20 protein-coding genes are annotated in these 24,000 nt (G+C 66.9%); 6 read left to right on the plus strand and 14 right to left on the minus strand.

The window, feature by feature from the left end:
- Positions 1–32: 32 nt before the first annotated feature.
- The 13 genes from J2X92_RS14290 to ribD all read right to left on the minus strand — a co-directional run bounded on the left by J2X92_RS14290 (position 33) and on the right by ribD (position 16,191).
- Positions 33–5,264: an AAA domain-containing protein gene (locus J2X92_RS14290; RefSeq protein WP_307576618.1), complete on the minus strand. Its 5,232-nt coding sequence runs from the start codon at positions 5,262–5,264 to the stop codon at positions 33–35.
- Positions 5,261–6,481 carry a SprT-like domain-containing protein gene (locus J2X92_RS14295; protein WP_307576619.1) on the minus strand — a complete coding sequence of 407 codons (1,221 nt, stop codon included), beginning with the start codon at positions 6,479–6,481 and terminating at the stop codon, positions 5,261–5,263. The genes J2X92_RS14290 and J2X92_RS14295 overlap by 4 nt, the downstream gene beginning before the upstream one ends.
- A gap of 52 nt (positions 6,482–6,533) precedes the next feature.
- The gene (locus tag J2X92_RS14300) at positions 6,534–8,264 is read right to left on the minus strand and encodes a peptidoglycan D,D-transpeptidase FtsI family protein (RefSeq protein WP_307576621.1); all 1,731 of its coding nucleotides are present in this window, start codon (positions 8,262–8,264) and stop codon (positions 6,534–6,536) included.
- Positions 8,265–8,382: 118 nt separating this feature from the next.
- Complete coding sequence (locus J2X92_RS14305; RefSeq protein ID WP_307576623.1) at positions 8,383–9,315, minus strand: cell envelope integrity protein TolA; 933 nt, start codon at positions 9,313–9,315, stop codon at positions 8,383–8,385.
- Positions 9,316–9,318: 3 nt separating this feature from the next.
- Positions 9,319–9,756 (minus strand): ExbD/TolR family protein, encoded by a 438-nt coding sequence (locus J2X92_RS14310; protein WP_055806077.1) that lies wholly within the window; start codon positions 9,754–9,756, stop codon positions 9,319–9,321.
- Between the two features lie 15 nt (positions 9,757–9,771).
- Entirely contained in the window at positions 9,772–10,494 is a 723-nt protein-coding gene (gene tolQ / locus J2X92_RS14315; protein WP_012748214.1) for a protein TolQ, read from the minus strand.
- Positions 10,491–10,949, minus strand: a complete 459-nt coding sequence (locus J2X92_RS14320; protein WP_055806080.1) for a YbgC/FadM family acyl-CoA thioesterase — start codon at positions 10,947–10,949, stop codon at positions 10,491–10,493. Before J2X92_RS14320 ends, tolQ begins: the two co-directional genes overlap by 4 nt.
- Entirely contained in the window at positions 10,946–12,142 is a 1,197-nt protein-coding gene (locus J2X92_RS14325; protein ID WP_307576626.1) for a pyridoxal phosphate-dependent aminotransferase, read from the minus strand. The genes J2X92_RS14320 and J2X92_RS14325 overlap by 4 nt, the downstream gene beginning before the upstream one ends.
- A complete protein-coding gene (nusB, locus tag J2X92_RS14330) occupies positions 12,139–12,675 on the minus strand; it encodes a transcription antitermination factor NusB (protein ID WP_307576627.1) in 537 nt (178 codons plus the stop codon). The genes J2X92_RS14325 and nusB overlap by 4 nt, the downstream gene beginning before the upstream one ends.
- On the minus strand, positions 12,672–13,139 hold the full coding sequence (ribH, locus tag J2X92_RS14335; RefSeq protein ID WP_307576628.1) for a 6,7-dimethyl-8-ribityllumazine synthase: 468 nt from the start codon (positions 13,137–13,139) through the stop codon (positions 12,672–12,674). Before ribH ends, nusB begins: the two co-directional genes overlap by 4 nt.
- A 6-nt stretch (positions 13,140–13,145) precedes the next feature.
- A complete protein-coding gene (gene ribBA / locus J2X92_RS14340) occupies positions 13,146–14,300 on the minus strand; it encodes a bifunctional 3,4-dihydroxy-2-butanone-4-phosphate synthase/GTP cyclohydrolase II (protein WP_307576629.1) in 1,155 nt (384 codons plus the stop codon).
- Positions 14,297–14,977, minus strand: a complete 681-nt coding sequence (locus J2X92_RS14345; protein ID WP_307576630.1) for a riboflavin synthase — start codon at positions 14,975–14,977, stop codon at positions 14,297–14,299. Before J2X92_RS14345 ends, ribBA begins: the two co-directional genes overlap by 4 nt.
- A gap of 86 nt (positions 14,978–15,063) precedes the next feature.
- Complete coding sequence (gene ribD, locus J2X92_RS14350) at positions 15,064–16,191, minus strand: bifunctional diaminohydroxyphosphoribosylaminopyrimidine deaminase/5-amino-6-(5-phosphoribosylamino)uracil reductase RibD (protein WP_307576631.1); 1,128 nt, start codon at positions 16,189–16,191, stop codon at positions 15,064–15,066.
- 164 nt (positions 16,192–16,355) lie between these two features.
- Between ribD and pilV the strand changes: the two genes are divergently transcribed.
- From pilV to J2X92_RS14380, 6 genes are read left to right on the plus strand one after another with little or no spacing between them, the layout of a single operon-like run.
- Positions 16,356–16,958, plus strand: coding sequence for a type IV pilus modification protein PilV (gene pilV, locus J2X92_RS14355; RefSeq protein ID WP_307576632.1), 603 nt, complete (start codon positions 16,356–16,358; stop codon positions 16,956–16,958).
- Entirely contained in the window at positions 16,945–17,919 is a 975-nt protein-coding gene (locus J2X92_RS14360) for a PilW family protein (protein ID WP_307576633.1), read from the plus strand. The genes pilV and J2X92_RS14360 overlap by 14 nt, the downstream gene beginning before the upstream one ends.
- Positions 17,916–18,569 carry a pilus assembly PilX family protein gene (locus J2X92_RS14365; RefSeq protein WP_307576634.1) on the plus strand — a complete coding sequence of 218 codons (654 nt, stop codon included), beginning with the start codon at positions 17,916–17,918 and terminating at the stop codon, positions 18,567–18,569. The genes J2X92_RS14360 and J2X92_RS14365 overlap by 4 nt, the downstream gene beginning before the upstream one ends.
- Before the next feature lie 60 nt (positions 18,570–18,629).
- Positions 18,630–22,544 carry a pilus assembly protein gene (locus J2X92_RS14370; protein WP_307576635.1) on the plus strand — a complete coding sequence of 1,305 codons (3,915 nt, stop codon included), beginning with the start codon at positions 18,630–18,632 and terminating at the stop codon, positions 22,542–22,544.
- Between the two features lie 26 nt (positions 22,545–22,570).
- Positions 22,571–22,966 (plus strand): type IV pilin protein, encoded by a 396-nt coding sequence (locus tag J2X92_RS14375; RefSeq protein WP_307576636.1) that lies wholly within the window; start codon positions 22,571–22,573, stop codon positions 22,964–22,966.
- Complete coding sequence (locus J2X92_RS14380; RefSeq protein ID WP_307576637.1) at positions 22,963–23,517, plus strand: GspH/FimT family pseudopilin; 555 nt, start codon at positions 22,963–22,965, stop codon at positions 23,515–23,517. Before J2X92_RS14375 ends, J2X92_RS14380 begins: the two co-directional genes overlap by 4 nt.
- A 34-nt stretch (positions 23,518–23,551) precedes the next feature.
- Here J2X92_RS14380 and nrdR read toward each other — a convergent pair whose 3' ends face one another.
- Positions 23,552–23,995: a transcriptional regulator NrdR gene (gene nrdR, locus J2X92_RS14385; protein ID WP_055806121.1), complete on the minus strand. Its 444-nt coding sequence runs from the start codon at positions 23,993–23,995 to the stop codon at positions 23,552–23,554.
- Between the last annotated feature and the right edge of the window lie 5 nt (positions 23,996–24,000).

Genomic DNA, 24,000 nt, shown 5'->3' on the forward strand with positions numbered 1-24,000 from the left:
CATCCGCGCGCGCTCGCAGGCCAAACTCGACCTCAAACGGCTGCGCCTGGTGCGCTGGCCGCAGTGGTGGCAGCGAGTTCGCCCGCCTTGTCTCCCTTCTTGCGCAGAGCCAGTTCGATTTGTTCGAGCACGGCCTCCGGCGCATGCAGCCAATCCTTGGCGAGCACCTGCACCACCTGCCAGCCGAACGCATCGAGCGCGCGCGGACGCGAGACATAGCGTTCGAGCACGTTGCGGTTCTCGTAATGCGTGGCGGTGTCCACGAGGATGCCCAGTGCATAGTGGCCGGCCTCGGGCGCGCGTAGCGCAAGGTCGCAGCGGAAGCGCGACTGGCCCACCTGTTCATCGATTTCGTGGCCTCGCCCACGCAGCGCGGCCGCGAGCTGCGCTGTCACCTCGTCGGCACGCGCCTGCTGGGCGCTGCTGGCCCGCGTGAGCGGGTTCATGCCTTCGAGCACGCGCCGCGCGGTGGCCGAGTCGCCGCGCGACAGGCACTCCGCATAGCGCAGAAACTGCTTGAGGGCCGCGGCGCCTTCGTTGTGATCGTTGGTGATCGCCTCGTGGCGAATGGTCGAGACCACCGCCATGTGATGCCGTGCGCGGCTGAAGATCACGTTGAGCCGCTTTTCTCCGCCGCGCTGGTTGATCGGGCCGAAATTCATCAGCATGCGGCCGTCGGGGTTCGGGCCATAGCAGATGCTGAGAATGATGATGTCGCGCTCGTCGCCCTGCACGTTCTCCAGGTTCTTGATGAAGAGACCGCAGAACTGGTCGTCTTCCTCGCGCACGTACTCGGCCTCGAGCCGCGCGGCGAAGTCGCTGTCGGTGGCGCCCAGCGCATCGAGCTCGGCCTCGATTTCGGTCTGCTGCGCTTCCGAGAACGCGACGATGCCGAGGCTGCGCCCGGTCTCGCGCTTGAGCAGTTCGCGCACCAGTTGCGCAATGTGGCGTGCCTCGCCGTCATTGATGCGGTTTTCGTAGACCGCATCGGTCACGCGGTGGAAGCTGATGGCGCGCGAGAGCAGGGCATCGACCTGCGCGGCCACCGATTCGTCAGTCGGGTTGCGCGACTGCACGAGGATCTCGTCGCGCGCGGCCGCGGGCAGGCTGCGGTCCGGAATGGTGAACAGGTTGCCCGCGTAGAAGGCCGCGTTCGAAAAGCCGATGAGCGACTCGTAGCGGCTGCGATAGTGCCAGGCGAGCAGGGTGGCCGGCAGGTTGCGCGCGCCCTGGTTCAACAGGCTGTCGGCATCGAGCACCACGGCGATGCGGTCGCCCTCGTCCTCGACCGACACTGTGTCGTCCTCCGGATCGCGGCCTGAGGAGAAGAAGCTCGTCGGCGGGAGCTGCATCTCGTCGCCCACCACGATGATCTGCGGCGCGCGGTAGAGCGCGGGCACGGCTTCTTCCACCGGAATCTGGCTCGCCTCGTCGAAGATCACCACGTCGAACAGATCGGCGGCGAGCGGCAGCGTGTCCGACACCGAGAGCGGGCTCATGAGCCAGATCGGCTTCATGTCGCGCACGACTTGCCCGGTGTCGCCGGAGGCGAGTTCGCGGATGGCTTTGTAGCGCATGGTCTTGCCGAACTCGTGTTCGAGTTCGCGCCGGCCTGCGTTGTAGCTCTTCTTGAAGAGCTTGCCGCCGGTGTCGAGCTGGCTCGCGGGCAGGGCGCTCTTTTGCACATGGTCGCGAAAGCGCTGGCGCACCGCGGCGGCAAGGGTGCGGGCGTTGCGGTCGAGCAGCTTGCGCTCTCCTTCGGCGAGGCGCTGGGCATGGCGGGCGAGCGCGGCGCTGTCGAAGCGCGGCAGCCAGCGCTCGGTGCGGTAGACGCGTTCCAGGCCTTCGCGGGCCACGGCGTATTCGATGGCGTCTGGCAAGAGCGGCAGCGTGCGCAGGGCCTTGGCCAGGGCGGGGTCGGCATCGGCCAGTTCCTGCAGGTGGGGCAGCACGGTGGGCAGGGTGTCGGCCTGCTCGCGCAGCGTGCGGGCCAGTTCTTCGAGCGATGACAGCGGCTGTGCGGCGGGGTCGTCCAGCAGGTCGCGCCACAGCGCATCGAGTGCGTCGGTGCGCTCGCCGAGCGCGGCCAGTCGTTCGACGTTGCGACTCGCGCCGGCCTCGGTGCGCAGATGCGCCTGGAAGGCCGCGCGCACGCCGTTGCCGGTGGCATCGCCGCGGCGCAGGGCATCGAGCTGCTGCACGAAATCGTCGGGGTCGGTGCAGCCGTAGGTGGCCTCGATCTGCGTCGCCTGTTTGCCGATGGCTGCCCGGGCCGTGTGCTCGGCCAGGAGTTCTTCGAGCACCTGACTCGGCTGCGGGCGCACCGCATGCTTGGTGAAGTCGTAGCGGCGCTTGAGTTCGCCCGATAGCCGCCACCACGAAGGCTGGACCCAGCGGAGCAAGGAGCCTTGCTGCGCCTTGGCCTGGGCGAGGCCTGCTTCGGTGTCGCCCGGCGAGAGCTTGTCGCGCCAGTGGCTCGTGCGCTCCAGCGCTTCCTTGAGTACCTGCTGCAATGCGCGGCGCTGCGTCATCGCCTCGCCGAACGCGAGGCTCGTCGGGTGCGCGGTGTCGAGTAGCGAGAGATGCCCGCGCGCGGCCAGCGCGGCGACGCGGCGCGCATCGGCCACCACTGCCAGTGCATCGCCCCAGAGGGTGCGCACGTCGGTCAGCGGCGGCCATGCGTCGATCAACGCATCGCGATGTGGGCCGATCTGCTCGGCCGCACGGTCGCTGAGTTCGACCAATCGCGCGAGCGGCCGCTCCTGCCGCAGCAATACGGGTGCAAGTTGCGCGAACGCATGCTGTGCGAGGTACGGCACGCCGAGGCTTTCGGTGACTGCGAGATGCAGGCGTGCGACCAGATCCTCATGCCGGCGCCATGCCGCGAAGGCCGGCAGCGCTTCGGCTTGCAGCGGCGTGAGCGCGGGGTCGTGCGGCTTGAGCGCGATCAGCCGCGCCATCAGCGTACGCACTGTCACGGCCAGGTGTTCGGGGGCTTCGCGCATCGCGGCATCGAACCGCTCCAGCGCCTTCAGGTCGGCGTCCATGGTGTCGACGAGCTGCGTGCGCTCGCGGGTCTCGGCCTCCAGCTCCTCGGGCGCTGCGAGCCAGTGCTCGTAGGTCTTCTTGAGGTTCTGCACGAAGGCCTTCTTGTCGCCCTGCGAGTCGTGGATCATGCAGCAGAGCTCGTCCAGCCCCTGCTGCCGCAGCCGGTGGAACACCACGTCGATGGCGGCGCGCTTCTCGCAGACGAAGAGCACGCGCTGGCCGCGGCCCACGTAGTCGGCGATGAGGTTGGTGATGGTCTGCGACTTCCCGGTGCCGGGCGGTCCCTGGATGATGTAGCTGGTGCCGGTACGTGCCAGCGCCACGGCGGCAGTCTGCGTGGCGTCGGCCTGCACCACGGGCCATTGGTCGGCCAGCGGCAGCGCGGCCGGCGGTTCGGCATCGACCTGGCGCGGCTGCAGCGAGAACACGCTGTCGAAGGCCTCGCTCGCGATTTCGGTTTCGCTCAGCGCCGAATAGTCGCGCACCAGGGACATCTTGCGATGGTTGAAGTTGCCGAGCGTCACCGAGGTGAGGTCGACGTCCCACTGGTAGGGGTTGCCGGTGCTTTCGCGCAGCGTGAAAGTCTCGCGCTGGGTCTGGGCTGAGGTGGAGGCCATCTGCGGTGCGCGCGGCACGGGCCGGGCGCCGACCGCATCGCGCAACGGCAGCGGAACTGGCCGCACCTTCGCGTGAAAGAGCTGAAGGCCGAGTGGGCGGAAGTCGTCGCGCGCGTAGCTGAAATCCTGCGCCGCGACGGGTTGCGCACCGGGGTTGCGCACACGGGCACGGCGCTTGAACTGTTCGAGCCGCTGGCGGGCACGCTGATGAATCAGTTCGATTTCGGGCTGCTTCACGAGCCGCAGCTGCACGCCGGGCTCGCTGGCCGCGATCTGTGCGGCGAGCTGGGCATGGAACTGCTCGATGGTGGTTTCGCGCAGATCCACCGTCTCGGGCAGCACGATGCCGTAGAGCTGGCGCAGGTGGTGCCGCAGCGTCGGGTTGACCTGGGCTTCGCTCGAGGCGGCTTCAAGCAGGTACTGGTCTTTCACGCCCTTCTTGCGCGTGAGTTCGACCGACAGCATCAGGAGCGGCGACGCGATGCGCTCGGCCCGCTCGGTTTCTCCTTCCTTCAGGTTGTGCCAGCGCAGGAAGGCGATCACCAGCGACAGCTGCGAGAAGCCGTATTCGGAGCGGTCGCGTCGCGCCTCCTGCAGGATGCGGTCGAGCGCGCCCGGCAGGTAGGGCTGGTCTTCGAAGCGCAGCCAGCGCGCGAGCGTCACGGGGTCGCAGGTGGCGATGTCGCTCGCAAAGCGGCCGTCCCACACGCAGAGCTGGTCGACGCGGATGTTCTTGATGTCGACCACCAGCGGCACGCTCGCCACCGTGAGGTTCACGTGCGTCTGGCTGGGTTTGAAATGCAGCAGGCGGTTGCGTCGCGAGAGGTCGAAGAGGCGGTCGCGCAGGTGCAGGCGGATTGCTTGGCGGCGCTGGCCCGCGCCGTCCCTGGCGGGCGCGATGCGGTCGAGGCCGAGGTCCAGGGGCTGGTCGCGGTAGGTTTCGAGCCGGCGAATCACCGAGGGCAGGTCGCGCGCGCGTTCGTGGCGGTCGAGCGCGGTCATCTCGCCGATCACCGCAGCCACCACGGGGTGCAGGCGGCGGTTGAGTGCGAACAGGTTGCCGCGGCTCGCGACGAAGCGGCCGAGCTCCTCGGTGTCGGTGAAGTCGAGCCCGCACGAGAGGCTGGCGAGCACCTGGCCCAGGCAGAGGATGTCGGTCAGCGCGTCGTGATGCCCGAAGCGCAACTCCCATGCGGTGTAGCCGGGCAGGTACACGGGGCGCGTCGGCAGGGCATCGGGCGAGGCGTCGGCCATGAGCGCAAGGTTTTCGACCGACACGCCTTCGTCGGCATCGAGCGTCACGCGGTGTTCGCCGACCACGCGCAGCACGGAAGCCGCGGGCTGTTCGAGCGGTGCGATGGCTTCGCGGTTCTGGCGCGGCTCTGCGCCTGTGGGCTGTGCGAGCGCGAGAGCGGGCGTGTCGTCGACACGGTAGGCGAATACGCTTCCGAGCGCGGCGACCTTGCCTTGCTCGTGCAAGGCGGACACCTCGCGCAGCAGCGGCAGCACGAGGCTCAGCACGTCGTCGGTCTGCAGGCCACCGTGGGCGTCGCCGGTGTCCAGCAGCTGCTGAATGGGAGAGGTGGCGGGTGTCGTCATGCGGATGCGCCCTGAAGATGTTGGGCCGCTGCCTTTTCAAGCAGGGTGGCGGCATCGCGCTTCACGCGGGTCAGGCTGCGCTTGGGAAAGCGTATGTCTTTCACGACGCGCTGTTCGAGCTGGTCGGCGCAGCCCATGGCTTCGGCAAGACCGAGCGCGGCGGCGAGCGTGATGTCGTCGAGGTCGGGGTCGGCCGCGACGAAATCGACCAGCACGCTGGCCAGGTAGTCGTGCACGCCAGCCGGCACCGGCGCGGGCGGCGGCATGGTCGCCGAGGGCGGCGCGAAGTTCGGGAAGAAGCGGCGCGCGTGGGCCAGCAGCGATTCGGACTGCAGGAACGGGCGTTGCAGCAACTGGGCGATGGTCTCGCGCGTCAGTGCATTGGCGCGCTGCTGGCCGAGCAGGTCGAGCGTGGCGATGTCCAGCGGGCCTTCGAGCGCGCCCGCCAGCCATTCGTCGGCTTCGGGCTGGCGCTCGGTCCACAGGCGCAGCGCCCGCGCCCGCACGAACACCTCGGGGTGACTGGTACCGCGCGTCTGGAGTTCGGGCTCGGCGCAGATCTCGTCGGCCTGCCGCAGGTAGCTTGCCGCATTGACCTGCGCGAGGCCGGTCTGTACCTTGACGAGCGCGGTGACCGCGGGTTCGAGCGCTTCGCAGGCGATGCAGGCACCGCGGTCGGCAAAAGCCTCGGTGTAGAGCCCGTAGCGGCGCGCCGCATGCAGAAGGCTCGCGTCGGCGCGGGAGTCGGCCGCCGCGGCCTGCAGGATGCGGTCGACCACGTGGTACTTGCCGCCGTCGCGCTCCCACAGCAGGTAGTGCGCGAGTTCGTGGCCGAGCACGGCCTGCAGCTCGGGGCCCTGGAGGCGTTCCAGCAGCGGGCCCGAGAGCACGATGTGCGCCTCGCCGGGCAGGAAGTAGAGCGTGGCGTTCATCGTGCCGTCGCCCGCCTGGTAAAGCGTGACGCGTGCCGTGATGCCCATGCGCTGCGCGGCCGCGGTGCAATGCGCGTGCAGATCGGGGTGGGCATCGGCATCGAGCCGGTACGAATTGCGCAGCAGGTCGGCGCGCACTGCCGCGGCATGCTCCTCGCGCGCTTCAGCCGAGGCAGTCCAGCGCCAGACCTCGGGCTCGTTCGCTTGCAGATGGGCGGCAAGTGCTTGCTGGTAGGGGAGCGGGGTCAGGTCTTCGAGGCGAACGGCGGGAGTGGTTTCGACCATGTCAGGAGCGCCAGGCAATGAGTTGCCGACGATCCTAAACGAGCGGCTGTGCTCAGTGCGCCATCGGCGCGACGGCCAAATCGGGCATCACGTTCATGATGCGCAGCGTCTGCTGCACCACCTGGCTGAACACCGGCGCCGCCACCAGACCGCCAAAGTACTTGCCGGCGCTCGGTTCGTCGACCATCACCGCGACGATGATGCGCGGCTTGTCGATCGGCGACATGCCCGTGTACCAGGCGCGGTACTTGTTGCCGGCGTAACCCTTGCCGACCTGCTTGTGCGCGGTGCCGGTCTTGCCGCCCACCGAATAGCCCTCGGTCTGTGCCAGAGGCGCGGTGCCGCCGGGCGCAGCCGCCATGTGCATCATCTGGCGCACTTCGCTCGCCACCAGCGGCGAGAACACCTGCACGCCGGCCGGCTGCTCGCCGTTGTTCTTCAGCAGGTTCACAGGGATCACCTCGCCGTTGTGAGCGAAGGCGGTGTATGCATGCGCAATCTGGAACAGCGAGGCCGAAAGGCCGTAGCCGTAGGACATGGTGGCCTGCTCGATCGGGCGCCATGACTTCCATGGCCGCAGCCGCCCCGTCACCGCACCGGGGAAGGGCGTCTGCGGCTTCTGCCCGAGGCCGACGGCCGTGAGCGAGTTCCACATTTCCTCGGCCGTCATGCGTTGCGATATCTTGGTCGCCCCCACGTTGCTCGACTTCTGGATCACACCCTCGACCGTGAGCACGCCGAAGTTCTCGTCGTCATGGATGGTCGCGCCCGACACCGTGATGCGTCCCGGATTGGTGTCGATGATGGTCTTGGGCGTGACGCGGCCCAGTTGCAGCGCGGTGGCGATGGTGATCGGCTTCATCGTCGAGCCGGGCTCGAACACGTCGGTCATCGCGCGATTGCGCAGCTGCTCGCCGGCGAGATTGCGGCGGTCGTTGGGGTCGTAGCTCGGGTAGTTGGCCATGGCCAGCAGTTCGCCCGTCTGTGCATCGACCACCACCACGCTGCCGGCATGCGCCTTGTTGGCGATGACGGCATCGCGGATCTTCTCGTAGGCGAAGAACTGCACGCGGTCGTCGATGCTCAGCTGGACGTCGTGGCCATCGGTCGGCGGCACTTGGTCCTCGGTGTCCTCGACGATGTGCCCCAGCCGGTCCTTGATGACGTGGCGCGAGCCGGATGTGCCGGCCAGTTCGTGGTTGAAGGCAAGTTCCACGCCTTCCTGCCCGGTGTCCTCCACGTTGGTGAAGCCGGCCAGGTGCGCCGCCGCTTCGCCCTCGGGGTACTGGCGGCGGTAGTCGAGTCGCAGGTAGATGCCCTTGATGCCGAGCGCCGCGATCTCCCGCCCGACCGACGGGTCGACCTGGCGCTTGATCCAGACGAAGCTCTTGTCCTCATCTTCGAGCTTCTTGTCGAATTCCTTCTGCGGCATGCCAAGCAAACTCGCCGCCTGCTTGAGCTTGGCCTGCACCGCCGGGTCGTCGCGCTCGATGTCCTCGGGAATGGCCCAGATGCTGGGCGCGGGAACGTCGGAGGCGAGGATCATCCCATTGCGGTCGAGGATGCGGCCGCGGTTCGCAGGCAGTTCCAGCGTGCGCAGGTAGCGCACATCGCCCTGGTGCTGGAAGAAGTCGTTGTCGAAGATCTCAATGTAGGCCGCACGGCCCGCCAGCAGCACGAAGCCGAAGGCAATGCTGGCGACGATGAACTTGCTGCGCCACACGGGCGTGGGACTGGCAAGCAGCGGACTGCTGCCGTAGCGGATGCGGCCGTTGGGTTTCATCTTGTGCGGGCATGGCACCCGGCTGTTGTTGTCCGCGGGTAGACAACGGGGCATCGGACGAGTTCCGGGCGGTGGTCCGAAACCGCCCGGAATCGATGCGCAAATCGATGCTGCGCCGTCAGCGCTTGGGTCGCAGCGAGACGATCAGCGACGGGAAGATGCGCCCGTCGGTGTCGCGCGGCAGCTTGTCGGTCTTGTGCAGGCCGCGTTCCGCGGCTTCGTCCCAGGCAGGGAGCCCACTCGACTTGGTGAGCTTGACGCCGACGATGGTGCCGTCGGGCGCGAGATTCACTTCGAATTCTGCCGCGGGGTTGCCGTTCACCGTCTCCGCATCGGGGAAGGTGATGTTCGGCCGCACTGCGGCGGCAATGCGTCCCGCGTAGCCGCTCGACGGCCCGGACGAACGCAGCGCCGTGCCCTTGGAGTCGTCGCTGCCGCTCGCACCGGCCAGGCCCTGCATGCGCTTGAGCGTTGCGGCGCGGTCGGCAGCCGCCTGCTTGGCGGCAGCTTCCTGCTGCTTCTTCGCTTCGGCCTGCTTGGCCTCGGCTTCCTGCTGCTTCTTCTGCTGCTCGGCCAGCTTTTGCTGCTGGACCTTCTTGCGCTCGGCTTCGTCCTCGGCGCGCTGCTTGGCCTCGAGCTCTTTCTTGCGCTGCTGTTGCTGGCGCTCGAGCTCGCGCTCCTTCTGTTCTTTTTCTTCCTTGAGCTTCTTCTCGCGCTCCAGGGCGATGTCGGGGGCGCGCGGCGGTGGTGCGGGCTCCGGGGCCTTCACCTGCGGCGGTGGCGGCGGCGGTGGCGGTGCGGGCGCAGGCGGCGGTGGTGCGGGGGCGGGCGTGGGCGCTTGCGGTGCGGACAGGCGCGGCGCAGCCTGCTGCACCGTGGAAGACCACAGCTCCGCATCGACCGCGCCGTCGTCAGCCTCGCTGCGCCAGCGCACTCCCCACGTCAGCGCCGCGATCAGGAGCGCATGCGCGACCAGTGCGAGCATCACCGCGCGCGGCGTGCCGCGCTGCGGCGGTGGTGCGAACTCGGGGCGATCCAGGGCGAGCGACATGCCTTATTTGCCGCCCGTGGTGGTGACGGACAGGCCCACGCGCTCGATGCCGCTGCGCTTGAGCTGGTTCATCGCCTTCACGACGGTTTCGTACTTGACGGACTTGTCGGCGCTGATGACCACGGGGCGCTGGTCGTCGCCGCCCTGGGCGGTCTTGGCCGCGGAGCCGATCTGGGTCATGGGAATCGACGCGCCGCCGCTGCCGGTGGACGGGTCTTTCTTGATCTGCACTTCGTCATCGCTTTTGATCACGATCTCGATCGGCTTGTCGGGCTGCTTGTTGGCACGGTCGACCGAGGGCAAGTTGATCACGCTCGGCGTGATGAGCGGCGCCGTGACCATGAAGATGATCAACAGCACCAGCATCACGTCGATGAACGGGACCATGTTGATCTCGTTGATCGTGCGGCGGCCTCGGCCCCGGGATGAAACGGCGGGCATGCGCTGGGCCTCCGTTCAGCGGTTGGCCGGAGCCGCCGAAGTTGCCGACGCCACCGCGGCCGGGTTGGCCGAGAGGTTGCGCTGCAGGATGTTGGAGAACTCCTCGATGTAGGTCTCCAGGGCAATCGCGATCTTGTCGATCTCGCGTGCGAAGCGGTTGTAGCCCACCACGGCCGGAATGGCGGCGAACAGGCCGATGGCGGTGGCCACCAGCGCTTCGGCGATGCCGGGCGCCACGGTGGCCAGCGTCACTTGCGCGAGTGCGGCCAGGCCGGTGAAGGCATGCATGATCCCCCAGACCGTGCCGAAGAGGCCGACGTAGGGCGACACCGAACCGACGGTGGCGAGGAACGACAGGTTCTGCTCGGCCGCATCGAGTTCGCGCTGGAAGCTCGCGCGCATGGCGCGGCGGGCGCCATCGAGCAGCGTGGGAGCATCGCTTACGTGGCGCTCGCGCAGCTTCTGATATTCGCGCATGCCCGACGCGAAGATGCGCTCCATGGGGCCGGCGAACTTGGCGTTCTGCGCGGCCGAGGCAAACAGCTCGTTCAGGCTGGTGCCCGACCAGAACTCGCGCTCGAAGTCGTCGTTGAGCGCGCGCATGCGGCGCAGGGCAAAGTACTTGCGGATGATCGCGGCCCAGCTAGCGATCGAGACGATCACGAGCAGCAGCACGACCAGTTGCACCACGAAGCTCGCATGGAGCAGGAGATTGATGATGGAGAGGTCTTGATTCATGGCTTGAAAGGTTGAGTCATGGAGCCGCCGCAGCGCTCGAGGGTTCCCGAAACTTGGCTCGGTATGCGCGCGGGGCGCAAGGTGGAGGCATCCACCCAGCCGATGCGGATCGTGCCTTCGCACAATAGGACGGGCGCCGAAGCTCCCGTTCGCTCTTGCTCTGTTTTTGATAGCACGCGTTGACCGATTATCAACGACGCGGTGCCCAGTTGTTGAAGATCGGCTGTAACGAGCAGTTCGTCGTCCAGGCGGGAAGGGCGATGATATTTGAGCTGCGTTTCGCTCACCACGAACTGGCCGCCGGTTTCCTCGCGCAGCTTTCGCTGCTCCACGCCCAGCGAGCGCAGCCATTCGGTGCGGCCGCGTTCCATGAACTTGAGGTAGTTGGCGTAGAACACGATGCCACCGGCGTCGGTGTCTTCCCAGTAGACGCGGATCGGAAACGCGTAGCTCATCGGGCGGGGTTCGCGATCATGGCCCGCAGGCGTTCGACGGATTCCTGCAGGTGCGCCATCGAACTGGCGGTGGAGAAGCGCACGAACTTGGCCGTTTCGGCAGTGCCGAAATCGCGGCCGGGTGTCACGGCGACGTGGGCGCGCTTCATGGTTTCGAAAGCGAAATCCCAGCTGCCCGAAATGCCCAGCTTCTCGGCGACGCGGGTGCAATCGGCCCAGGCATAGAAGGCACCGTCGGGCACCACGGGCACGTCGAGGCCAATAGCGTTGAGTTGCGGAATGAACCAGTCGCGCCTCGCCTTGAATTCAGCGCGGCGGCGTTCGTACTCGGCAATGCTTGGTTCTTCGAAGCAGGCCAGCGCCGCGTATTGCGACACGGTGCTGGGGCAGATGAAGAGGTTCTGCGCAAGCCGCTCGATCACGGGCACCAGCGCTTCGGGCACCACCAGCCAGCCCAGGCGCCAGCCGGTCATGTTGAAGTACTTGCTGAAGCTGTTGATGCTGATGACGTTGTCGTCGATGCCCAGCGCCGTCTGGCCGAACGCGTCGTCATACGAGAGACCGAGATAGATCTCGTCGATCAGCGTGATGCCGCCACGCTGCGACACCACCTCGTGGATGCGGCGCAACTCGTCGGGCGCAATCGAGGTGCCGGTCGGGTTGGAGGGCGAGGCGAGCAGCACGCCGCGTGTCTTGTCGGTCCAGGCGGCTTCCACCTTGGCAGCGGTGAGCTGGAAGCGCTCTTCGGCCGTGGTCGGTATCAGCACGGCCTTGCCGTCCGCGGCGCTCACGAAGTGGCGGTTGCACGGATAGCTCGGGTCGGGCAGCAGGATCTCGTCGCCGGATTCGATCAGCGCGAGGCAGGCCAGCTGCAGTGCAGCCGAAGCCCCCGCGGTCACCACGATGCGGCGGGCCGGCACGTCGACGCCGAACCGCTGCGCGTACCAGCCGCTGATGCGCTCGCGCAGCAGGTCGAGGCCGGTGGCCTGGGTGTACTGAGTGGCACCGGCGCGCACGGCTCGCGCGGCGGCTTCCTGCACCAGCGGCGGCGCGGTGAAGTCGGGCTCGCCGATGTTCAGGAAGATCATGGGCCGGTCGGTGTGGGCCACTTCGCGCGCGAGCACGCCGGCCGCCTTGGCGACCTCCATCACATAGAAGGGTTCGATGCGCTGTGCGCGCGCCGAAATTCTCACGTCCTGGCCTTGCCTGTGGCGCGATCGGCCTCGACTTCCGTGGCGCGCAGCTGCGGCGCCAGGCCGTTGAGCACGGCATTGACGTACTTGTGACCGTCGGTGCCACCGAATTCCTTGGCAAGCTCGATGCATTCATTCAGCACCACACGCCATGGCACGTCCAGGCAATGCTGAAACTCGTACACGCCGATCCACATCACGGCATGCTCGATGGGCGAGATCTCTTCGAACTTGCGGTCCAGCAGCGGCCGGATCAGCGCGTCGAGCTGCTCGGCGCCTTCGATGGAGCCGTGCAGCAGCGCGTCGTAGTGCGCGGCGTCGGCCTTGTGAAAGCCCGCGAGGTCGCGCGTGAAGTGATCGATATCGGTCGGGTCGTTGCGGCCAACCAGGTGCTGGTAGAGCGCCTGCAGCGCGAACTCGCGCGCGCGGCTGCGGTTCGACTTGGCCGAAGCCTTGCGCGCGCCGGTGCTGGTGAGTCCCGTGCGCGCCTGGCGGGGCTTGGCGCCTGCTGTCTTGTTGTTGTCTTCGGTCATTTGAGGGAGGCCAGCAATTGCGCCATCTCGACAGCCACCTGGGCCGCATCACGGCCCTTGTCGGTCTGGCGTGCAATGGCTTGCTCCATGTTTTCGGTCGTGAGGATCGCGTTGGCGATGGGAAGGCGGTGGTCGAGCGCGACGCGGCTCACGCTCGCGCCCGATTCGTTGGCCACCAGTTCGAAGTGGTAGGTCTCGCCGCGGATGATGCAGCCCAGCGCCACCAGCGCGTGGTAGCCGCCGCGCACGGCCATCGCTTGTAGGGCCACTGGCACTTCGAGCGCGCCGGGAACCTGCACATGGTGGATGTCGTCCGCAGCCACGCCGAGTTTCTCGAGCTCGGCGAGGCAGGCCGCGGCCAGCGCGTCGGTGATGTCGGCGTTGAAGCGTGCTTGCACGATACCGATGCGCAGCCCTTTTCCGTCGAGCGGCTTTGCATCCGCGCCCTTGTTTGCACCTTGCATGTCGTATCAGTCTTTCGTGAGGTAGCCGGCAATTTCGAGGCCGTAGCCTGCGGCCATGCTCGGCATGCGGCGGGGCGTGCCGAGCAGGTTCATCTTGTGCACGCCGCATTCGCGCAGGATTTGCGCGCCGATGCCGTAGCTGCGCAAATCCATGCGGCCGCGCTCGGGGGCTTGCGCGGGGCGCGCGGTGCCGTCGAACTGCGCGAGCAGCTCGCCGGCCGTTTCGCCGCAGTTGAGCAGCACGGCCACGCCCTTGCCTTCGTTCGCGATGTGCGCCAGGCTGGCGTCGAGGCTCCACGAGTGCAGCGAACGGTTGATTTCGAGCGCGTCGAGCACCGAGAGCGGCTCGTGCACGCGCACAGACACCGTGTCATCGGGCGCCCACTTGCCGCGCACCAGCGCAAGGTGCACGCCGCGGCTCGGCTTGTCGGTGAAGGCGTGGGCGGTGAAGCTGCCCCAGGCGGTCTGGATTTCGCGGCAGCCGACCTTTTCAACCAGCGATTCGGTGCGGCTGCGGTGCTCGATGAGCGCGGCAATGGTGCCGATCTTGAGCCCGTGCTCGGCCGCAAAGATTTGCAGGTCGGGCAGGCGCGCCATGGTGCCGTCTTCGTTCATCACCTCGCAGATCACCGAGGCGGGCGAGCAGCCGGCCATGGCCGCGAGGTCGCAGCCGGCTTCGGTATGGCCGGCGCGCATCAGCACGCCGCCGTCCACCGCCTGCAACGGAAAGATGTGGCCGGGCTGCACTAGGTCGCTGGCCACGGCGTTGCGCGCCACGGCCGCCTGCACGGTGCGCGCGCGGTCGGCGGCCGAAATGCCGGTGGTCACGCCCTCGGCCGCTTCGATCGAAACGGTGAAGGCGGTCGAGTGCTTGGCGCCGTTGCGGGACACCATGGGCGGCAGTTGCAGCCGCTCGCACATTTCGCGCGAGAGCGTGAGGCAGATCAGGCCACGCGCATGGCGGGCCATGAAGTTGATGGACTCGGGCGTGATGTGGTCCGCCGCAATAACGATGTCGCCTTCGTTCTCGCGGTCTTCCTCGTCCACCAGAATGACCATGCGGCCGGCGGCGAGCTCGGCCACGATCTCCTCGACGGAGGAAATCGGCGCGGGTGCCCGCGAGCTGCGGGGCGCGCCGATGGGCGTGACGGAAGCGTTCATTCGGCAGTGTCCTTGGAGTACGTGGATTGCATGGAAGCCATGGATGTGGGCGCAAGAACGCCGGCCTGAAGCATGCGCTCCACGTAGCGCGCCACGGTATCGATTTCGAGGTTGACCCTGGAGCCGGCTCTCAGGCTGCCCAGTGAAGTGTTCTCGACGGTGTGCGGAATCAGGTTGATGCTGATCTCGCTGCCTTCGGCGCTGTCGGCCACGCTGTTGACGGTCAGGCTCACACCGTTGATGGTGATGGAGCCCTTGTAGGCCAGAAAGCGCGCGAGGGCGGGCGGCGCGAGCACGCGCAGCTCCCAGCTTTCGCCGACCGGCGCAAAGCGGCTCACCGTGCCGATGCCGTCCACATGGCCCGAGACGATGTGGCCGCCCAACCGGTCGCTGGCGCGCAGCGCCTTCTCCAGGTTGACGCGCGCGCCGTCCTCGGTGAGGCCCGCGGTCTTGTCGAGGGATTCGGCCGAAATGTCGATGGTGAACTGCTGCTGCGCCGGATCGAGGGTGGTGACGGTCATGCAGGCGCCATTGAGCGCAATGCTGTCGCCGAGCCCGACATCGTCGAGATACCCGTCGGGCACCGAAATGCCGAGTCTTTTGCCGTAGGAGGAGGAGGGGCCGAGGTCGTGGATGGCGGCGATGCGCCCCACGCCGGTAATGATTCCGGTGAACATTCGCACATTTTCGCAGATGCGTGAGCCCCCCGGCTTTTCATGGCGCTTTAGGGCGATGTGATCCGTCCCCTGAAAGCGCGAGGCGATTAGAAGTTGTCGCGTCCGCTCACCCGCGACACGATCCGCAGATCCGGTCCCAGCATCTCCACCGACTTGAATTCGAGCGGCAGCGCGCCAGCCAGCAAGGTCAGCGGGCCCTCGGCATGCAGGTGGCTTGCCATCTCCAGGCCGCTGCCGATCAGCTTGGGTGCCAGATACACCAGCAGTTCGTCGACGCAGCCTTCGCGAATCAGCGAGCCGTTCAGCTTGTGGCCGGCTTCGACGTGAAGCTCGTTGACGCCGCGCTGAGCGAGGTCTTGCAGCATGGCGGCCAGGTCGACCTTTCCGCTTGCGTTGGGCAGGCAGGTGATCGTGGCGCCTCGTGCCTCCAGCGCCTTGGCGCGGGCTTCGTCGCGCGCTGCGGCATAGATCCAGACCGGTCGGCCTGCTATGAAAACATGAGCGTCGGGCGGCGTCTGCAGATGGCTGTCGACCACCACCAGGTGCGGCTGGCGCGGCGTATCGACCAGGCGCACGTCGAGGCGGGGGTTGTCTTCGAGCACGGTGCCCACGCCCGTCAGTATTGCGCTGGCGCGGGCACGCCAGGCGTGGCCGTCGGTGCGGGCGGCTTCGGCGGTGATCCATTGGCTCACGCCATTGGCCAGGCCGGTCTTGCCATCGAGCGAGGCCGCCACCTTGAGGCGTACCCAGGGCAGCTTGCGGACCATGCGGCTGAAGAAACCGATGTTGAGCTCGCGCGACTCGGCGGCGCCCGGGCCGGTTTCCACCTGGACGCCGGCCGCACGCAGGCGGTCGAAGCCTTGGCCTGCCACCAGCGGATTCGGATCGGGCAGCGATGCCACGACCCGGCCGATGCCGGCCGCGATGAGGGCGTCGCAGCAGGGGCCGGTGCGCCCGTGGTGCGAGCAGGGCTCGAGCGTCACGTATGCCGTGGCGCCCTTGACGGTATGGCCGTTGGCCTCCGCGTCACGCAGCGCCATCACTTCGGCATGCGGTCCTCCGGCCTGCTGCGTGTGGCCCTGGCCTAGCACCTGGCCCTCTGCATCGCACAGCACGCAGCCGACGCGCGGGTTGGGGTCGGTCAGCAGCAGCGCGGCGGAAGCTAGCCGCAAGGCGGTGGCCATGTGCTGCGCGTCTTGTTCAGGAGAGGGCATGGGCTGCGAGAAGAATTATTTAACACCTGGGCCGCCGGATCATACGAGCGGCAGTCCAAAGCGGATGAACGGTAAATCCACCGCTGAAGCCCACGCCTACGCTCCGGATTCGATGGCAGGAATAAAGAAGCAACACAAGTTGCAGGACGGGAGGACATCGAAAAATGACGACCACAAGACGGTCCGGCGCGGGCTTTTCGCTCGTGGAGGTGCTCGTTTCCGTTGCCGTGCTGAGCATCGGCTTGCTCGGCGCGATTGGCATGCTGCTGGCGGCGGTGCGCGCGGGCAAGGAGGCCGCCACGTTCAATGCGGCGGTCGGGCTCGTGCGCGACTTGTCGGAAAAGGTTCGCATGAACCCGGGCGTCGCGGCAGGCCACGGTGCGGCCAACACCTATCTGGTCGATCGCTCGGCCGAGGGTGCCGCTGCGAGCCCCGCGATCGGCGGCTGCGCGGCGCCAGGTGCGACCTGCGACGCAGCGAGCCTGGCCGCGTGGGACATCGATGAATGGACTCGTCGTGTCGCCAAGGCGCTGCCGGGCGCCCGGGTGCGCGTGTGCTTCGACGACAAGCCCTGGAACGCGGCGGCCGGCGAATACGACTGGATGTGCAGCCAGACCGGCCGCAACATGGTCGCAAAAATCGGCTGGGCATCGCATGCGGATACATTGAGCATCAAGCAGAAGGGCGGACCGCAACGGGAGCTTCCACCTCGCCTCGTGATGCAGCTGGTCTCCGGTTGGGCACAGGATGGTCATGACGGTTCGTGATACAGCGCGGCTGTGCGGCCAGCGAGGCATGTCGCTCGTGGAGCTACTGGTCGCGATGGCCGTTGGACTCCTGGTTGTGCTTGCGGCCACTGCAACCTTTCTTGGCAGCAGGCAGCTCTTCGTTGCCAACACCGACGCACAGGCGGTTGAAGATTCGCTCAGGTTTGCAACTTTCGTCGTCCGGGGCATCGTGCGGCAAGCCGGGTATTCAGACTACGCGCCCGATCATGCCGATGCCGACGGCAACGTGGTCATTGCCAGCAGCGCCAACCTTGCAGGATCTCTTGACGACCCCTCCGATCTCGACATCGTCGGTGCGACCAATGCCAAGGTCAGCGCCACGGGCGAAAGCCATGGCACCCACAACAGCAAGGGCGTGAACGGAAGCGACTCGCTGCGCGTGCGGTTCTTCGGCCGCAGCCGCACGGGAGGCGACGGGAGCGAGCCCGATGGCACGATGGTGGATTGCATGGGCATCGCGCAGGCGGGTCCGTCGGCCGGCAAGCCCGCGCTGGCCGATCGCGCATGGAGCTTCTTTCATGTCGCCGAAGCGGCCGACAAGGAGCCCGAGCTCTATTGCAAGTACCACAGCGAGGCGCAAGGCACCTTCAGGTCCGAGGCGCTCGCGCGCGGCATCGAGGTGTTCAAGGTGGTCTATGCCTACGACAGCAACGGCGATGGCATCCCGGAACGCTGGCTCGATGCCGCGCAGCTGGAGGCGCAGGCGGAAACGGTAGCGGCCATCAATGGCGAATGGCGCAAGGTGGTTGGTCTGCGCATCGGCATGGTTGCGCGCAGTAGCCGCAACAACAGCTGGGCTCGTGTGCAGGGCGAACCGCTGTATCCGCTGGGCGCGGAGTTCTCGAGTACCAGCTTCAAGCCGCCCGCCGATGGCCGGTTGCGGCGCACCTCGACCTTCACCGTCATGCTGCGCAACGCCATGAAGGCGGCGGCGCCGTGAGCCCGTCCAGTCGTGCGCTGCAACGAGGCTTCTCGTTGATCGTGGTGCTCCTGATGTTGCTCATTGCCATGGTGCTCGGCATCGGCGCGGCGCAGCTGACACTGGTGGGCGAGCGCAGTGCGCGCAACGACCGAGACACCGAGGTTGCGTTCCAGGCGGCGGAAGCCGCGCTCGTCGATGCCGAACGCGACGTGCTCGGTCCCAACCCCGATGCGGCGCAGCGCCTGTGCCTCTTCAACGGCGGCGATATCTCGGCCTTTGCTCCGGGATGCGGTGGTGCGGGCATTCGACAGGGGCTGTGTGCACCGGCCGAAGCAGGCGACAAGCCGGCATGGATGACCGCCGACTTCGCCGCAGCCAGCAAGACGTCTGTTGCGTACGGCACCTTCACCGGACAACGCTTTGCCTCTGGCGACGAAGCCACCAAGGGACGCGCCGGGACACTGCCCGCGCGTGCGCCGCGCTACATCGTGGAGGCGGTCCGCAATCTCGGCGGCTGGCAGCCCAGCCAGTTGCAAAGCGCGAGCGCGCGCAGTGCCTCGCATCTCTTTCGCGTCACGGCCATCGGCTTCGGCATGCAAGAGGACACGCAAGTGGTTTTGCAGACCAACCTGTACAAGGCTGGCGCGAGCCCCGGCTGCCCTTCCTGAGTTTCTTCACCTGGAAACGGAAACCGAATGCGTTCTCTTGAAAACCATGGAATCAAAGCGATGGTCATTGCCGCAATCGCCCTCTGCATCGCTCCGCAGGCATTGGCGGCAGAGGCGGTCGAGCTTCCCACTGAAGCGCTGTTTTCCATGGCATCGCGCGCCGATCCCAACATGGTGATCGACCTCGCGCTGGAGTTCTCCAATGCCGGTGCCGCCTACCGTGGCAGCTTCGATTGGAAGAAGGTCTACCGAGGCTACTGGGACCCGATGGCCTGCTACGGCTATGCGGCCGCCGATGGTTATTTCAGGCGCCTTGCACCTGCGGTGAAGCTCGCGGGCGGCGAGATCGCATGTGCCAATCAATGGAGCGGCAATTTGCTGAACTGGGCGGCCACCTCGACCATCGACGTGCTGCGGCTCGGGCTCACGGGCGGAGACCGCGTGGTCGACCAAGTCGATCGCACCGTGCTGCAGCGCGCGGTGCTGCAAGAAGATTTCTACCGGAGCAGCTACTTTCCCGACAAGGCCGTGACCGGCAACCTCGACAAGCTCACGCCACTCGTCCTGGACGGCCGCATGGGCGTGGGCGCGGCGGCCACTGTTCACATCAACCATTGCCTAGACCGCATGGTCGTCGGGCCGGGCGCCAGCGGCAGCTGCGCAAACCCGGGCACCGACCAGCAATATGGCCCCGGCGCCGCGAGCGCGCCGTACTTCGCGAGGGTCGAGGTTTGCACGGCGGCAGAGGTCGTGACGCGCGCGGATCTCTGCCTTAAATATCCCAGCGGGCAGTTCAAGCCCGTGGGCGAAATCCAGCGCCATTCGAGCCGCATGCGCTTCGCCGCTTTCGGCTACCTGCTCGACAACGACCTGGCTCGCCATGGCGGCGTGCTGCGCGCGCCCATGAGATACACCGGCCCCCGAAAGCTCGACGCGGGCCTCGACAGCGTCGACAACCCCCAGGCCGAGTGGAATGCGAACACCGGTGTCTTCATCGACGATCCCGATGCGGCTGCGCAGGGCGGCCGCTACAGCGGTGTCGTCAGCTACCTGAACCGCTTCGGGCGTGGCGGCGCCTACAAGAAGTTCGATCCCGCGGGCGAGCTCTACTACGAGTCTTTGCGCTATTTGCAGGCCAAGGCGGCCACGCCCGAAGCCATGGCGGGCATGGCAGCAGCGGACGATCCGCGCAAGGACGGGCTGCCGGTCTTCAACGACACTGCCCGGTGGGGCGAAGAGAGCCGCAAGAGCAGCTGGGACCCGGTGGCCGCAAGCTGCCGCAAGAACCACATCCTGGCGATCGGCGATCTCGAAACGCACGATGACCGTTCGCTGCCTGGCATGTCCGGTGCAGGATCCAGCAGCGCGTCCTTCGTGCCCGACACCGCCTACTGGACACGCCTCGTCGGCGCGTTCGAGAACCGCGAATCGCTTTCCTATACACATCCTTCGGGCAAGACTGGCCTTGCCACCACCGGCAACAGCGGACTTCCGGCCTTCAACTACAAGGGCGGCGCGCAACTGGGCTCGGGCAACATCGTCAATGCAGAAACCGGCTCGGACCGGGGCTCGTTCGGCATGGCGGGGCTGGCCTACTGGGCCAATACGCAGAAGATCCGTGACGATTTTCCCGACGTTCGGGTGCAGACCTTCGGCATCGATCTGGACGCGATCGGGCAGGGCGCCATTCGGCAGGCCCAGCGCGGCAGCGCCCTGTATCTCGCATCCAAGTACGGCGGGTTCGTCGACAGCAACGCCGACGGCAATCCGTTCCGCGCATCGGGAGGCAGCGGCGGGGCGGACGTGACCGGCAATGCCGAATGGGCCGAAGGCATCGACGACGACGGCCAGCCGAAGCCGTCCAACTACTTCCTTGCCGGCGAGCCTCAGCAGCTATTGGCTGCAATCCGCAAGGTGTTCCAATCGGCGGCCGCGCCGTCGGGCGGAAGCACGGCGGATCCGGCTATTTCGTCGAACCGCATCGCAGCAGCGGGAAGCAATCTCTATGTGGCCCGGTTCAGCGGGCGCAGATGGTCTGGCACGCTGCTGGCTTATCCGCTGGCGTACGACGCGGGTTTGGGCACCGTTCGCCAGCGGGACGAACCGATGTGGGACGCGGGAGCTTTGTTGACCGGCAATGCATCGGCCCAGCCCACGGTGCCTGCGCGCGATCCATCGGACCGGCGCATCTTCACGCTCTCGGCCGCAGGCATCGGCACGCCCTTTCAATGGGACGTGCTGGACAAGCCACTGCAAAGCCAATTGAACGCGGTGCCCTATGCGGTGCCAGCGGCGTCCGATGGGCTGGGCGCCGAGCGCGTGGCCTACCTGCGCGGCGACCGGCGCAAAGAGCGGTCTGCCCTCGGCGGCGTGTTCCGCGTGCGCGATTCGGTGATGGGCGACGTGGCCAATTCGAACCCGCTCTTCGTCGGCTCTCCGAGCCTGAACCTGCGGGGCGTCGGCTACGAGCAGTTTCTCGACGCGCACAAGGCACGGCAGCAGGCCGTGTACGTCGGCGCCAACGACGGCATGTTGCATGCGTTCTCGGCCGCTACGGGCAACGAGCTCTTCGCCTATGTTCCCCGCGCAGTTTCTTCGAAGCTGGCCGGCTACACCTCACCCGGCTATGCGCATCAGGCCTATGTCGACGGCTCGCCCACGGCTTCTGAGGCGCGAATGGCCAACGGTGCCTGGAAGACCGTGCTGGTCTCTGGGACCGGGGCAGGGGCGACCGGCGTTTTTGCGCTCGATATCTCCGACCCCGCTGCGTTTTCCGCCGACAAGGTGTTGTGGGAGTTCACCGGTGCGGACGATGGCGACATGGGCCATGTGCTCCAGGCGCCGCGCATCATGAAGTTCCGTGTGTCAGCGGCGACTCGCACCCAACCCGCGGCGTACGCCTCGTTCGCGGTTGTTCCCTCCGGGTTCAACAACGCAAATCTCGAAAAGCGGAGCGCGCTGTTCCTGCTTTCACTCGACAAGCCGGCCAGCGCCGCATGGAAGCGCGGCCTCAACTATCACAAGATCATGCTGCCCGCGCCAGCGGACAGCGCCCTTGTGAATGCCTTGGCCACACCCGGCGACTTTGCCGCTGTGGACGGCTGGGCTCGCTGGCTGTACGCCGGCGACACGCAAGGCAACCTCTGGAAGTTCGACTTCACCGGCAATGCGCCGTGGAGCGAAGCCAACGCGCTTGGGCTGGGAGGCGTTCCATTGATGGTCGCAACTTCAGGCGGCGCAAATGCGAAGCGCCAGCCCATCACCGTGGCGCCCGAAGTCGGCGTCGGGCCGAACGGCGGTGCCATCGTGCTGTTCGGTACCGGCAAGTTCGTGAGTGCCGAAGACATGGGCCGTGCCAGCCGCGGCGTGCAGACCTTGTACGGCGTGTACGACAGCGGCACGTCGATTCCGGCCGGGGAGACACGTGCGCAGCTCCAGTCGCGCCGGGCTGTTGCCGCCGCAGGCCAGCCATTACCGGCCATCGTGGGCGAGCCCTTCGTCTACGGCGCTGCGACCACTGGCGCCGCGAGTCGCCGCGGCTGGTATTTCGACTTTCCGGGCGCGCTCGAATCGGGCGAGCGGCAGGTCTCGCGGCTGGCGCTGAGCGACGGACTCCTGTTCTTCAACACGCTGATACCCGGTGCCGAAGCGTGTGGCGTTAGCGCCGGTGGCCGCAGCTGTGCGGTCAATGCGATGACAGGACTCTCGCAAGGCGGCACTTGCGTTGCTTCGACCGTGGGGCTGCTGTCGTCGCCCTTGCTGGTCGAGCTGGGCGAGAGCGCCTACACGGCCACCGATGCGTTCGGACGCCGAACGGAGACGAAGAAGCTGTCCGTCGTCAACGTCGGTGTTCCCGGCGGTGCGGGCGCCGCCCGCATTTCGACTGTGCGGCCTACAGAGGGCGGCCGAGTCTCGCAGGTGTCCGGACGCCTGAATTGGCGTCAGATCGCCGATTACCGGAGCGCGAAACCGTGACGGCGGTGAAAAGCCGCGCTGGGTCCATGCGTGGCTTCACGCTGATCGAGGCCATGATCGTGGTTGCAATCCTCGCAATCCTGGCTGCCATTTCCTATCCGTCGTACCTGGGCTTCATGCGCAAGGGGTGGCGCGCCGAGGCGCGGTCGGCGCTGGTGCAGCAAATGCAGCAGCAGGAGCGCACCTACACCTTGGCCGGGCAGTACAAGCGCTACGAAGGCGGTTCCGGCGATGGCGGCGCAGGCGGCAAATACCTCGTTCAGAGCGGCAATTGCGAAGGGCAGAGCAGCATCGACCGCTGCATCCGGCTGACCGCCACGCCAAACGAAAGCCTTTCCGACCCGGAGGTCGGGGTTCTCTGGCTCGACAGCACGGGCGACAAGGGCTGTGACGGCACCGCGCCAAGCAGGTGCTGGCAATGAAGCGCTGCGGCCCGTTTCGCAGGCCGCGCGGCGGCTTCACGCTGGTGGAATTGATGATGGTCATCGCCATCGCGGCGACCCTGGGCTCGCTCGGCGTACCCGCGTTTCGCGACCTGCTGCTCAATCAGCGCCTTGCGTCTGCGTCCAATGGTTTCGTAGCCGCGCTGAACCTCGCCCGCACCGAAGCCATTCAACGTTCGCAGAGGGTTCACGTCGTGGCGCTGACCGCAGGCGATTGGTCGAGCGGATGGGCTGTGCGGGCGGGAACCGACACCGCACCGCAGACCGTGCGCAAGTTCGAAAGGCTGCCGAACGGCGTCGGCATCGATGCGGGGCTTGGAGACGGTTTCGTGCAGGGCCTGGACTACGACAGCAATGGCTTCTCGCGCCGGGCGGGCGGCTCGGGCTTCGGCGCGGGCTGCCTGACCTTGAAGGCGGAGTCGGGCCGAAGGGCGTCGATCGTCGTGTCGGCCTCGGGCCGCGCGAGAGTCTGCAATCCCGACCTCAAGGGCGATTGCGGGAGCGGCGCCTGCGGCAAGGACAGCCAATGACGCCGCTGTACGAACGGCTGCTGACCGGTCCTGCTCAGATATCGCGCAGCAGCTGCCTGAATTCGTCCACGTCTTCGAAGCTCCGGTACACCGAGGCAAAGCGCACGTAGGCCACCTTGTCGAGCTTCTTGAGTTCGCGCATCACGAGTTCGCCGACCTTCGTCGAATCGATTTCGCGCATGCCGCTGGCGAGCAGCTTCTGCTCGATGCGCAGCAGGGCGTTGTCGATCTGCTCGATGCTCACCGGCCGCTTGCGCAGCGCCAGCATCATCGAGGCGCGAACCTTGGACGAGTCGAAGTCGGCGCGGCTGCCGTCCTTCTTGACGACGACCGGAAAGTTGACGTCCGGCCGCTCATAGGTCGTAAAGCGCTTGTCGCAGGCGCTGCATTGGCGGCGCCTGCGCACGAAATCAGCGTCTTCCGACACGCGGGTCTCGACGACCTGCGTTTCGAGATGACCGCAAAAAGGGCATTTCATGCGGC

Source organism: Variovorax paradoxus, assembly GCF_030811855.1.
GTDB classification, from domain to species: domain Bacteria; phylum Pseudomonadota; class Gammaproteobacteria; order Burkholderiales; family Burkholderiaceae_C; genus Variovorax; species Variovorax paradoxus_L.